10 protein-coding genes are annotated in these 13,227 nt (G+C 32.7%); 5 read left to right on the forward strand and 5 right to left on the reverse strand.

Annotation, left to right across the window (positions count from 1 at the left end; all coding sequences use genetic code 11):
• Positions 1-65 precede the first annotated feature (65 nt).
• Entirely contained in the window at positions 66-2,204 is a 2,139-nt protein-coding gene (locus D9V42_RS10650) for a DNA topoisomerase III (protein ID WP_122064886.1), read from the reverse strand.
• Positions 2,205-2,327: 123 nt separating this feature from the next.
• On the opposite strand from D9V42_RS10650, the gene D9V42_RS10655 reads away from it, so the two are divergent.
• The 3 genes from D9V42_RS10655 (at position 2,328) to D9V42_RS10665 (ending at position 5,075) form a co-directional block, all read left to right on the forward strand.
• Positions 2,328-3,197: a GNAT family N-acetyltransferase gene (locus D9V42_RS10655; RefSeq protein WP_122064888.1), complete on the forward strand. Its 870-nt coding sequence runs from the start codon at positions 2,328-2,330 to the stop codon at positions 3,195-3,197.
• 169 nt (positions 3,198-3,366) lie between these two features.
• Positions 3,367-4,224 (forward strand): RhaT/GlcU family sugar-proton symporter, encoded by an 858-nt coding sequence (locus tag D9V42_RS10660; RefSeq protein ID WP_107530864.1) that lies wholly within the window; start codon positions 3,367-3,369, stop codon positions 4,222-4,224.
• Between the two features lie 59 nt (positions 4,225-4,283).
• The gene (locus D9V42_RS10665; protein ID WP_029378512.1) at positions 4,284-5,075 is read left to right on the forward strand and encodes a glucose 1-dehydrogenase; all 792 of its coding nucleotides are present in this window, start codon (positions 4,284-4,286) and stop codon (positions 5,073-5,075) included.
• 499 nt (positions 5,076-5,574) lie between these two features.
• Here D9V42_RS10665 and D9V42_RS10670 read toward each other — a convergent pair whose 3' ends face one another.
• A complete protein-coding gene (locus D9V42_RS10670; RefSeq protein ID WP_107554775.1) occupies positions 5,575-6,483 on the reverse strand; it encodes an AEC family transporter in 909 nt (302 codons plus the stop codon).
• Positions 6,484-6,633: 150 nt separating this feature from the next.
• On the opposite strand from D9V42_RS10670, the gene D9V42_RS15300 reads away from it, so the two are divergent.
• Together D9V42_RS15300 and mspA are read left to right on the forward strand one after the other, a co-directional pair.
• Positions 6,634-6,810, forward strand: coding sequence for an SE1832 family protein (locus D9V42_RS15300; RefSeq protein ID WP_167456103.1), 177 nt, complete (start codon positions 6,634-6,636; stop codon positions 6,808-6,810).
• A 64-nt stretch (positions 6,811-6,874) separates the two neighbouring features.
• Positions 6,875-7,192, forward strand: coding sequence for a membrane stabilizing protein MspA (gene mspA, locus D9V42_RS10675; RefSeq protein WP_122064890.1), 318 nt, complete (start codon positions 6,875-6,877; stop codon positions 7,190-7,192).
• A 214-nt stretch (positions 7,193-7,406) separates the two neighbouring features.
• Here mspA and D9V42_RS10680 read toward each other — a convergent pair whose 3' ends face one another.
• From D9V42_RS10680 to D9V42_RS10695, 3 genes are all read right to left on the reverse strand, one after another.
• Positions 7,407-10,601 (reverse strand): efflux RND transporter permease subunit, encoded by a 3,195-nt coding sequence (locus D9V42_RS10680; RefSeq protein ID WP_122064892.1) that lies wholly within the window; start codon positions 10,599-10,601, stop codon positions 7,407-7,409.
• 190 nt (positions 10,602-10,791) lie between these two features.
• Positions 10,792-12,042, reverse strand: coding sequence for a lipid II:glycine glycyltransferase FemX (locus D9V42_RS10685; RefSeq protein WP_122064894.1), 1,251 nt, complete (start codon positions 12,040-12,042; stop codon positions 10,792-10,794).
• Positions 12,043-12,409: 367 nt separating this feature from the next.
• On the reverse strand, positions 12,410-13,171 hold the full coding sequence (locus D9V42_RS10695) for a VOC family protein (RefSeq protein ID WP_107554773.1): 762 nt from the start codon (positions 13,169-13,171) through the stop codon (positions 12,410-12,412).
• Positions 13,172-13,227: the final 56 nt, after the last annotated feature.

The following is a 13,227-nucleotide window of genomic DNA, read 5'->3' on the forward strand; positions in this document are numbered from 1 at the left end:
ACGAACTTTTTTACAATAGCAAACACGAACCTTACTGCATTTTTTATACCATTTGTTCGATTAATCTAGAACTTTAGATCTTTTAATGCGTCTTGGAATGGGTTATTTTCTAATCCTTCATCGTTATTCATATATTTTTTTAAATCTTTTTTATTTACTTTGTCTGACTTTTTATTTTTATGTCGCTTATCCATTTGAGCTTGCGTTTCTGTATGACCACATACACAACGATATACTGCATCTTTACCTCTACCGAATAGCGTCATTTTCTTGTGGCAATTTGGGCAACGTGCATTTGTTTTTCTTTGTACATTTTTCTTCGTCTTACATTGTGGGTCCTGACAGACTAACATTTGACCATTTTTTGTTTTCACTTTGATCATAAATTTACCACATGTTGGACATTCTGTTGTTGTTAAATTATCATGTTTATAATTTTGATCACTCTCTTTAATTTCAGATACAACATCGTTCGTAAACGACTTCATTTCAGCTATAAATTTATTTGCATTATATTTACCTTGTTCTATAAGCGTTAACTTTTCTTCCCATTCTGCGGTTAATAGCGGTGAAGTTAGTTTCTGAGGTGCTAATTCTAATATTTGCTTCCCTTTTGATGTAATCCTTATTTTGCCATCTCTAGATTCAATTGCGTTCATATTAAAGAGTTTATCGATAATATCCGCTCTTGTAGCCACTGTACCAATACCACCAGTTTCTTTTAATGTTTGATTATGTTTTTTATCAGTTAAATCAAAGAATTTTTGAGGGCTTTCCATCGCTTTAAGCAATGTTCCTTCATTAAAATATGGTGGCGGTGTCGTCTCATGTTGATTTATTTGTACTTTACTAATATTTAATTTTGCACCTTTTTGCAGTTTCTCCATTTGGTCATTTACTTTATCTTTGTCATCATATATTTCTTTAAACCCTAATTTAGTAGTTACTTTGTCTTTAAAAGTAAATACATAGCCCTTAATATTCAATTCTATTGAAACCGCTTCGTATTCGTGTGGAGGCATAAGATTTTCTAAGAACCTTTGTGCAATCATCATATATATTTTCGATTCTCTCTGACTTAATTGACCCATGTCAGGTCGTACCTCAGTTGGAATGATTGCATGATGATCTGAAACTTTGCTATTATTCACAAACTTTTGCTTAGCTGAGAATGACTGCCTCATTTGACTTTTGGCGACATCTTTTAATGAAGTTGCCATAATTGCTTGCAATCTATCTTTCAAAGTATCTACCATATCATCAGTTAGATAATTTGAATCAGTACGCGGGTACGTAACCAATTTATGACGTTCATACAATGCTTGTAACGTGTTCAATGTTTCTTTAGGACCTAAGTGGAAACGTTTGTATGCATCTTGCTGAAGGTCAGTTAGACTATATAGTTGTTGTGGATAAGCTTTTTTATGTGATTTAGTAATCGTAGTTATTTGAGCAGCGTATCCTTTAATTTTATTTTCTATACTTTCAAATACTGTTTTATCTGGATGTGACTGTGGCTTAGTACATTGAAAAGTTAAGCCCCCTGCATCGATTGACATTGTATAGTATGTCTTCGGTTCAAACTGTTTGATCTCATTCTGTCTCATTTGGACTAATTGTATTGTTGGCGTTTGAACACGTCCTAGTGACAATTGTGCATCATACTTAGTAGTTAATGCTCTCGTTGCATTAATACCTACAATCCAATCTGCTTCGCTTCTTGCTAACGCAGCATAGTATAAATTGTTGAATTTCCGACCATCTTGAAGCTTGTTAAAACCATCTCTAATTGCTTTTTGCGTAACTGAACTGATCCACAGACGTTTTATTGGCTTTTTATTATGTGATTTATCTAAAATCAAGCGCGCTACAAGCTCCCCTTCTCTCCCAGCATCGGTTGCAATAATAATATCTTTCACATTATTATTATTAATCAATGATTGCACAGTCGAAAATTGTTTTCTAGTCTTACTAATAACAACTGTTTTCATTTTATTAGGTATGATCGGTAAATCATTAAGTTTCCATTCTTTATAACTCTTATCATATTGTTCTGGCGTTGCATTAGTTACAAGGTGGCCTAATGCCCATGTGACAATATATTTATTATTTTCAAAGTAACCATTACGTTTTTCGTTGATATTAAGCGTATTTGCAATATCTCTACCTACTGAAGGTTTCTCAGCTATAATTAATGATTTCATAATTTCGCCCTTTCAAATTCAATATAATATACATTGTAACATGTATGTAGCACATCAAAACTTCCATTTATTCAAAAAAGTTCTTATAATTAACTTAAGCGATCATTCTATGGAGGTATTGTTATGAAAATTATTCAGTTAAATAACTATGATCAAATTGTAAAGTTTATTAATAACGCTGATTACCATACCGCATCTTATCTATATAAATTACCACAAGCACACGAAAATGTTGAAGCTGCCATAAAACAAGCTATAGACGATTCAGGTGTATTTGCTCAAGTCAATGAACACAATGAAATCGTCATGCTTATCTTCGCATTTAAATATGAAGATAATAAATACAAGGTTATTGGTCCTTTCATCGATAAAAATAGAGCATTAACAACTGAGTCATTTAAAGTTTTATTTGAAGCTATGGCGCAAAGTAAACCTGACACAGCTAACTTTAATTTCTCCTTTGAAGAAAACGAGCAAAATTATTCGTCTTTTATGAAATCAATTCAATCATCCTATAGTTTTACAGACTATCATTTAATATCAACACAGGACATTGGTACTGTCGATAATATCCAAAACATAACAGAGTATCATCCAGCTTACTATCGTTCCTTCAAAAAATTACATGAGCACACGTTTAAACATGATGTCATGACCGCTGACGAAATTGTTAATTCATTGGATGAGCAACATAAACTTTTTGTTTTCATGTCCGAAGGCCTGCTAAAAGGCTACTTATACTTACAAATATATGAAAATACTAAAAATGCTGAAATTAAGTATTTCTCTTCTCATACAGATTATAGATTTATGGGAATTGCATTTGATTTATTATCACACGCATTAAGCTTTGCATTTTCTAATTACGATATTAATAAGACATACTTTAAAATTAGAAATAAAAACCACACACTAGTAGAACGATTTAATGAATTAGGTTTTTATATTAATTATGAATATAAGAAATTCAAATATGTAGCTGCACATCTTTAAACTATATTACCTAAAATTAAATTAAGTCCTTTTAATTCTAAAAAAATTGCAAATTATAAACTAATACTTTTACTAAAATAATAGTTTGCTTTAGAATGAATGTTTGTAAACAATTGTTGGTGATTGTTTTAAGGGGAGAAAAACAAATAGAGAGAGAGTGAGTAAAAGTATGGATTTATTAATTGCTTTATTACCCGCGTTATTCTGGGGTAGTGTAGTTTTAATTAATGTTCTTGTAGGTGGAGGCCCTTATAATCAGATTAGAGGGACGACTTTTGGTGCATTAATCATCGGTGTTATCTTATTACTTACAGGTAATGCTAAATTTGATGATCTTACCATCATTATTGTCGGTTTAATTTCTGGTGCTTTCTGGGCATTAGGTCAAGGATATCAATTAAAATCTGTAAGTCTTATAGGTGTTTCAAAAACAATGCCTATTTCAACAGGATTACAGTTAGTTGGTACAACGTTATTTAGTGCTATTTTCTTAGGTGAATGGAGTACTGGTGTGCAAGTTACATTAGGCCTTGTTGCTATGGTATTACTTGTTATTGGTATTGCGTTAACATCTATTAAAGGTAAAAATGAAGCATCAGAAAGTGCCAAAAACTTTGGTAAAGCGATGCCTATCCTTTTAATTTCTACTGTTGGTTATGTTGTCTACGTAGTAGTAGCACAAATATTCGGCGTAGATGGAATGAATGCTTTATTCTTCCAATCTATAGGTATGGCTATTGGTGGTTTAATACTATCAGCTAAACATGAAACATCAGTTAAAAGTACACTATGGAATTTAATCCCAGGTGTTGTGTGGGGTATCGGTAACTTATTTATGTTCTACTCACAACCAAAAGTTGGTGTAGCAACTAGTTTCTCATTTTCACAATTATTAGTTATTGTATCTACACTCGGCGGTATTTTCCTATTAGGCGAGAAAAAAGACAAACGTCAGATGATTGGTATTTGGGCTGGTATTGTACTTATCGTAATTGCAGCCTTTGTACTCGGAAATATTAAAGCATAATTATAATTAAGAGATATAACCATGCTTTAAATTGTTACTAATTAAGGAGGAGTTTGAATATGTTCACAGATTTAGAAGGCAAAGTAGTAGTTATCACAGGTGGTAGTAGCGGCATTGGTAAAGCAATGGTAGAACAATTTGGTAAAGAAAAAGCGAAAGTTGTTATTAACTATCTTTCAGAAAGTTCATTAGACGATGTAGCTGAATCTATCAAATTAATTGAAGATGCAGGTGGACAAGCAATTAAAGTACATGCAGACGTATCAAAAGAGGAAGACGTAAATAATTTAATTAAAGCTGCAGTTGATACATTTGGAACATTAGATATTCTTATAAATAATGCTGGTTTTGAAAAACCAATTCCAACTCATGAGATGCCTTTAGAAGAATGGCAAAAAGTGATTGATATCAACTTAACTGGTGCATTTATCGGTTCAAAAGCTGCAGTTAATCAATTCCTTAAAGAAGATAAAAAAGGTATTATTCTTAACACATCAAGTGTACACGATAGAATCCCTTGGCCAAACTATGTAAACTACGCTGCTAGTAAAGGTGGATTAAAATTAATGATGGAAACAATGTCTATGGAGTACGCTCAACATGGTATCCGCATTAATAATATTTCACCTGGTGCTATCGTAACAGAACATACAAGAGAGAAATTCTCTGACCCAGAAACGCGTGCTGAAACATTAGAAATGATTCCAGCCAAAGAAATTGGTGAAGCTGATCAAGTTGCAAATGTTGCGCGTTTCTTATGTTCAGATTTAGCTGACTACATTCACGGTACTACAATCTATGTAGACGGTGGTATGACAAACTACCCAGCGTTTATGGGCGGTAAAGGATAACTTATATTTATTATTAAACTTATCCCTGTTTAATAATAAATCATTTGATAAACCTATTTAGTCAGCAACATCTTTTCACTAACGCTATTGTTGTCACACCCCGACAGCAATAGCTAAATTAACCGAGACATAGCTTTATGCCTCAACATTATGGCCCACAAGCTTATTTGTGCTTGTGGGCCATTAAATTTACAATTATGATTAAAGTACTCAAGACATTTGTGGAATGTCCTGAGTACTTTTTCTTTATATATGGATTGTTAAATGATTCTTAACTGCACTTGTGCGCTTCCCTTTTTCAATTAATTAAATAAAAAAATAGGATAGCAAAGCAATTTATATAAAAGACTTCATCACCCCAACCCAACAAATATGACTAGATTGTTATACGTGAAAATATTCAACTGAGATAAATGCTCATTTATAAGTTAAGGCTGAGACAATCTATTTGCCCCAGCCTTAGTCTATATTTTGCTATTAAATTATTCATTACGAAAGTTTAAACAAATAAAGCTTGATAAATGTACAGAATGACAATACTAATTACAATTGTTAAATTCGTAACCATACCTACCAACGGTAAAGTTTTATATTTAAATTGTATGGAGTAAGGTATGATAGCTACACCAACAGGTAACAACCAAGCAACTTGTAAAGTCGTTTTGATCATCTCATCGTTTACTGGTAAAAAGAAATGTACTAATAAACCAGCAATTATACCTAAACCATAGTGTATAGCTAAATATTTGAGTGCAATCGGTAAAAACCTCTTATCAATACTAAAGTTCAACATCAAACCTAGTAAGATCATTGATAATGGCATATTAGCCCCAGATAACACCGAGAAAAAATCAATTACTGGGTCTGGAAAATGGATATCAAGCATATTTAAAATAAACATTATGATATACGTCATAAGTGGCACCGATTTGAGCAAGTTTTTCCCTAAATATTTAAAGTCGAAACTATCGCCAGCGCTACTAAAATAGCTACCGACAAAGTAAGTTACACCAAACATGATAATAGCCCCACCTATATCAGCCATACCAAAATATATCATTCCAGTTTGTGGCCATATTGCTTCAACGAGCGGATACGCAAATAATCCTATATTCAATGAAGCCATCATCATGCCGGTCGCGCCACGAATCTGGTTATCATATTTTATAAATAGCCAGACCACTATAATTTTGGCAAGAATACCATAAATGATCATCATTATTGGTAAAATTGAAAGTGATAAATCAAGTTCTGCACCATTCAAATTAACTATTACTAGCGAAGGCAATGTGACATTTAATACTAAGGTAGAGAATACTTGGCTATCGTTTGCCTTAAAATAATTAATCCTCTTTAATGTATAACCCAATGCAATCAGTATAATAATTATGATAAATTGTTGAGTCACAATAATCCTTCTTTCATTACATTATTTCGTTTTCAATCCATTTTCATACTTTAACATAAATGTTGGTTGTTTTAGAAGCTTTCGATTTCATGTTATAATTCTAGTCAATCTCATGTAGCCTAATGCTATAATAATAAGGAGTGACTAGCAATGAATTTAAATGATAAATTAGCAGAACTAAAATATGATTATGTCAGATTACAAGGCGATTTAGAAAAAAGAGAATCCGTCAATCAAGATGTTGACCCATTGGTAAGACAACTTGAAGAGATAGAAGAAGAAATTGCATCTGTGCGTTCAGAAATTAGTCTAAAAGATCATCAATAACATCCTAGTCAATCTATTTTTTACATGCTAAGATTAAGAGCGAATATAGAAAGGATGTCAACGTATGCAACTATATCTTATCTTGTTACCAATACTTTATCTAATTGTGAGTTACATAAGCATATTTAAAATGAATACAATCATCACGCGTATTTTAAGAATAATTATGGCTCTATTATTACTATTTGTAGTATCAATTACAACACTCTCATTCCCTGCGATCAACTGGTGGGTATTTATCCTACTCTTACTATTAGTTGGTAACGTGGAAATTACAGGTTTCAAAAGTGGTAAAAAAGATCAAAAAGCAGTTCAAATTTTAAATATTATTACAATCATCATCTTTGTAATATATGTCATTTTGACTTTAGTATTATATTAATATAATATTTGAATACTTACACAAAGACGAGACCGTAATCAAACTTTTAGTATTGATTGCGGTCTCGTCTTTTTTATATAAATTATGAAAGTGAAGCCAGAAACAACTTCTGTTAAGATGATTTTATTCTATTAGTCCACGTTAGTGAATATACTGATATATATAAGTCTGAGACACCTACCTATGCCTCAGACTCTCCTTATACTTATTCAAACTATTTCTTTTTGCGTGTTACTTTGTCTTTTAATGTAAACAATATTTCGTAAATAACTGGAACAACAATCAATGTTAATAATGTAGAAGATATCAATCCTCCAACAACAGTTGCTGCCATGCCTTTAGAAATAATGATTGAACTATCTTCACCAAATAACATCGGTGCGAGTGCACCTATGGTGGCTAATGCCGTCATTAATATTGGTCTGATACGTGTTCCACCAGCCTCTAATAGCGCTTCTTTCATCTCAAGGCCTTGTTTTTGCTTATTAATTACTCTATCTATTAACACAATTGCATTAGTAACTACAATACCTATCAACATCAGCATACCAATCATGCTTGGTACAGAGATTGTTTCTCCTGTAATGACTAACGCTAGAACTACGCCTATCACTGTATATGGTAAAGAGAATAATATAGTGAATGGTGCAAGTGCCCCTTTAAATGTTAATACAAGTACTAAATACACAATGATAATAGCCGCTAACATTGCGAAGGCTAATTGTGTAATGGCATTACCAATATCTTCATTCGCTCCTCCTACGTTTATTTTCACATTCGTAGGTGTATCAAGATTGTTCACTTTAGACAATACCTTTTGAGAGGTACCACCGACATCGTCATTTGTCACTTTAGCGGAAACGGTAGCAGTATAATCACCTGCTTTTGTTTCGATCTTATTCGGTGTTTTAGTTTGTTCTAATGTAGCAATATCACTTAACTCTATAGCTTGCCCCATCGGTGTTTGTAATTCCGTACTTTCTAACTTTTCTTTCGACCAATCTGTTTCTTTATCTTCCTTAATCTTCACATCAATGGACTTCCCTTTTTCCTTGACGGTAGTCACACTTTGTTCTGGTGTATTTTGATTCAGGGTCATAGCTAATTGAGCAGCTGACAAACCATATTTTGCTGCTTCATTTTGATCAACTTTAATATTATATTGATCATATGTCTGTGTTAAGTCAGATTTGACATTAGCCATACCGCTAACGCCCTTCATCTCATCTTCTACTTTATTAACTGTGTCTTTGATGGCTTCAAGTGATGGGCCTGTAACTGAAACTTCTAACTTATCATTACTACCGCCTGTACCCATATCCTGATTTGCCCACTCGCCTGGATGATTGTATTTTTCTAAGTGTTGTAATACTTTATCAGGCTCTTCATCAAAATTGGGTGTATTTGAATCGTATTCCACCATAATAGCCATACTATTTGAGCTACCAGTTGGATCAGTAGGTGATGCACCACCAACTGAGTATTGTACAGTTTTCACTTTATCTTTTTTATTTAAATATTTTTGAACTTGTTCCGCGTGATTTAATACAACTTTTTCTGTTTCTCCTGGCTTTGGCGTGTAGGTTAATGCCATGAATTTATCTTCACCTGTGGAAATAAAGCTAGTTCCTAATTTAGCTGCACCTAATCCTATACTTGCAATTAAAATGATCGTACTAACTAGAATGACAATCCACTTGTGACTTAAAGACCATTTTAAGACTCCTTTATATTTTCTACCAATAAATCCTAAAGATTCCTCTTTATAATGTTTAACACCTTTTTTAAAAAATGTAGCACTTAAAGCAGGTACAATTGTAATAGAAACAAGTAATGATGCTAATAGACTAAAGGCTATCGCTAATGCGAACGGTCTAAACATTTCACCAACAGAGCCGGTAACAAAGGCTAAGGGTAAGAATACGATAATCGTTACGATTGTCGATGACATGATTGGTTTAAATACTTCACTCGTTGCACTTACAATTAATCGATCTCCTGTCAATGATTCATTTTTGTCTGATAATCTCCGATAAATATTTTCTACTACTACAATTGAATCGTCTATGACACGGCCGATTGCAACCGTCAACGCACCTAGTGTTAGAATATTTAGTGACACATCAGATAATTTCAAAGCAATCATCGCTATTAAAATAGACATCGGTATTGAAACAACAGCTATTGCAGTTGTTCTAATATTTCTTAAGAATAATAGAATAACGATAATTGCCACAATCGTACCTAATATTGCTTTTTCAATCATGGTATACAGTGCATCTTCAATAGGTTTTGCTGTATCCATTACTTTTGTAGCTACCATATCTGGATTTTCTTTAATAAGTTTATCTATTTCTTTCTTCGTATCTTTTGCTACTTGAACTGTATTTGCGTCTTGCGCTTTTGTTATCTGAACATTTACAGCATCTTTACCATTTGTTTTAGATATGGACTCTCGTTCATCCCCGGCTGTTACATCAGCAATATCTTTTAATTTAACTGAAGGTATCTCGGCTCCTTCAGTTTGACTACTTGCTGTGGAACTGTCAGATTGCGACTGAGCAGCAAGTGAACTTTGTGATCCACTTTGATCATTGGATTCTTGCATCATTGCATCACTTGAATCGCCTTCGGTTTGCGACTGAGTGCCTGAGCTTGCCCCTGCAGATAGTGGTATGTCTAAGTTTTTGAGTGCATCTACAGATGTAAATTCACCATCAATAACCACGGATTTTTCTGTGTTCTTAAATTGGAATAATCCCAATGGCGTTTCACTTGTAGCGCTTTTCAAATATTGTTTAACACTATCTTTTGTTAAACCACTACGTTCAAGTTTATCTTGATCAAATTTAATAGAAACTTCACGAGATGTTTGACCATTTAATTGAGCATTTTGTACACCATCTATGGTTTGTAGCTTCGGTATTAATTGATGATTAATTTTGTTCGTTGTATCTTTTAAGTTATTGTCTTTAGTCGTAAATGAATACGCTACAATCGGAAAGGCGTCCATAGAACTCCTTGAAAGTTCAGGTTCTTCAACACCCTCCGTAAATTTTATTTTATCAATTTCTTTTTTTAAATCATTTTCTACTTTGTCCAAGTCTACGCTTTCTTCATATTCTACTGTAACCATGGAAGCATTTTGTATAGATTGCGCTGTGACGTTTTTAACACTAGCCATCGATCTAACTTGATCATCAATTTTATCACTAACGTCTTCTTTAACTGTTTCTGGTGTGGCACCTGGCATAGACGTTTGTACTGTAATCATTGGAGATTCTACATCTGGTAATAATTCCAGTTTCATTTTTGCACTAGCATATAATCCACCTAAAATAACTAATAGTACCACTAGAAATATGGCAAATTTGTTCCCTAGTGAAAACTGTAACAGTTTCTTTATCATATCGTTTCCCCTCTCACGTTTCTTAAATATCACACATTCCATTTTAATAACAAACATTTCCCTTTTTATTGCAATAACATTAATTAATATAAACACCGGTAAAATATGTATACATAAATAGCGCACGTTATATAGTTTATTAAATTAATTCTAAAACTTTATAACGTGCATGCATTTGAATTTAGACTACTTATTTATTTTTTAATTTACGTGATAATTTAATTTTTGCTTTTGTCAGTTTAGGTTTAAAGTTCTCGATAACTTGATATAGTGGTTGATTTAATACGTAATCAAATTCACCAATTTTTTCACTCAAATAAGTGCCCCAAACTTTTTTGAATGTCCATAAGCCATAATGATCAGAAGATTTATCTGGATCGTTATCTGTACCACCAAAATCGTAAGTTGTTGCCCCATGCTCTCTAGCATACTGCATCATTGCAAATTGCATATGATGGTTTGGTAAGAAATTACGGTATTCATTTGAAGAAGCACCATATAAATAGTAGGATTTATTACCTGCAAACATTAACAATGCGCCTGATAAATAGATACCTTCAGGATGTTTCGATTCTAATACAACCATTTCATCAATGAGTTCTTGTGTTTTACTTATTTTATTATCTGCATCGTTCAGTTTGTTAAGTGTTTTTTTATCTTGTTTCTTATCGGCTAATTTTACTTTTTCAGCTTCAATTTCTTGTAACTCTTTTCTTAATTCTTGTAGAACTGGTTTGGGTTCTAATTTAACTAGGAATAATTCTGCATCTCCGTCAGGATGCAAGGCGTCATATATATTCTGGAAATAGCTGATATCTCTTGTTAAGAACCCGTCACGTTCGCCTGTAATTTGCATTAAATTAGCGAATGTCTTTAAACCTTCTCTATTTGAACGCTCAACTGTAGTGCCACGTTTTAATGCTAATCTTACTTTCGAACGATTGCGACGTTCAAAACTTTGAATCAATGCTTCATCTGTTTTATCGATAGGCGTTATCATTGTCATTCTTGGTTGTATATAGTCTTTAGATAGTCCTTCTTTAAATCCTTTATGTTTAAAGCCTAATGCACGTAAATTGGTTAAAGCTTCTGCCCCTTTATCTACCTCTACATCTGGATCAATCTTAATCGCATATGCTTTTTCTTCTTTAGCGATTTGCATTGCAGCTTCCAATAATGTCTCTAAAGCTAACTTATTGCTATAGTCTGTAACAAATCCACGCGAAATATAGCAAAGTGTATAAGGTAGCTTAGGCACTTTTTTAAATAGTAATTGACCTACTCCAGCAATTTCTCCATCTTCTCCAACTGCGATACGTCTTGAATACCAGCCAGTTAATGTTTTGGTTTCAGCCCACTTAGTTAATTGTAATAAGTCACCTTGCGGATGCGCTTTAACAAATGCATCATGCGCTTGATTAGTGATATTCATCTTTTCCATAAAAACTGATGTCTCCTTTATCAATTCAATTCTATGATATTATATATTGTTTTATTCTAATTTTCACATACAAACCATCATTTGCTATACTATAATAAATATAGAAATGAGGGTTTTTTATGCGGATTTTTATTATTGCCTTACTATTACTAATTAATTTGATTTTTATTTTTCAAGCTATCAATGAACCACTTACAATTTCATATTTAAGTTTAAGAATTATTTTAGCAGCATTTACATTTATAATAACTGTTTATTTACTATTATTGCGTACTCAAAAAATTTCTACTTACTTGGCTATTTTAACACTTATCACATCTTTGATACACATATTCATAATCGCACATAGTGCATACCTGTATATTTATTAGTCTGCTATAAATTTGTAACTTAAACCACGTATAATTAATGTGTAAGGGGACGTTGTTTTATTATCTTTTATAGTGACTGATTTATAACCTGAGTCAGTGCCATCACTAATGTTAAATAATGTCTCATCCCCTTTTAATTTTAATGTTGTGACACTTTCTGTTTCGTTTATAATTTCCATATCAAACCAACGTTGCCACTTATTCACTGTATGTTCACGCTCAGTACTAGTCAATTCTACAGATTGAATTATAAATTCATTTTGACGCAGTGATGCTAATTTTTCATTTCGCGTATCTTCTTGTTCATTCCACTGGATAAAAAATGGGGGCTTCACTCTATAGTCTGGGTCTGCAATATATAATAACTTCCATGATGTTTTATCGCCTTTCATATTCTCTCTTTGCATGTTTACTGGTCCAATAACCTCTATATCTCTTTCTTCTAAATCTAATTTTAACTGTTCAATATCTTGTGTTCGAAATGCCATTGTTTTTAAACCTTGTGCATAATGATCTTGAACTATTTTTGAAGGAAATGACACTCTACCTTCATCAGTTTTAATAATTTTTTGTAAGACGTCTGGCTTGTAAACATCTATCAATTCAATATATGCATTGCTTAAATAAGCCAACCTATTGTATGTACCTAATCGCTCGTGTTGTCCACCTTGTTGTAAAGTTAGCAAATGTCCTGGGTATTTAAAGTTGTCTAATTGTTGAATATAGTGTACTAAATGATCTAATTTTAAATATTGCATAACTTTTCTCCCCTATTTTCATCTTTAACCTTATCATAACAAATTGTATACTACTT

The organism is Staphylococcus pseudoxylosus, from assembly GCF_003697915.1.
GTDB lineage: Bacteria > Bacillota > Bacilli > Staphylococcales > Staphylococcaceae > Staphylococcus > Staphylococcus pseudoxylosus.

What these genes read in the sequence shown, in the direction of transcription:
- D9V42_RS10650 (WP_122064886.1), bottom strand. Translation starts at nt 2,204, where the DNA reads ATGAAATCATTAATTATAGCTGAGAAACCTTCAGTAGGTAGAGATATT.
- D9V42_RS10655 (WP_122064888.1), top strand. Translation starts at nt 2,328, where the DNA reads ATGAAAATTATTCAGTTAAATAACTATGATCAAATTGTAAAGTTTATT.
- D9V42_RS10660 (WP_107530864.1), top strand. Translation starts at nt 3,367, where the DNA reads ATGGATTTATTAATTGCTTTATTACCCGCGTTATTCTGGGGTAGTGTA.
- D9V42_RS10665 (WP_029378512.1), top strand. Translation starts at nt 4,284, where the DNA reads ATGTTCACAGATTTAGAAGGCAAAGTAGTAGTTATCACAGGTGGTAGT.
- D9V42_RS15300 (WP_167456103.1), top strand. Translation starts at nt 6,634, where the DNA reads ATGAATTTAAATGATAAATTAGCAGAACTAAAATATGATTATGTCAGA.
- mspA (WP_122064890.1), top strand. Translation starts at nt 6,875, where the DNA reads ATGCAACTATATCTTATCTTGTTACCAATACTTTATCTAATTGTGAGT.
- D9V42_RS10680 (WP_122064892.1), bottom strand. Translation starts at nt 10,601, where the DNA reads ATGATAAAGAAACTGTTACAGTTTTCACTAGGGAACAAATTTGCCATA.
- D9V42_RS10685 (WP_122064894.1), bottom strand. Translation starts at nt 12,042, where the DNA reads ATGGAAAAGATGAATATCACTAATCAAGCGCATGATGCATTTGTTAAA.
- D9V42_RS10695 (WP_107554773.1), bottom strand. Translation starts at nt 13,171, where the DNA reads ATGCAATATTTAAAATTAGATCATTTAGTACACTATATTCAACAATTA.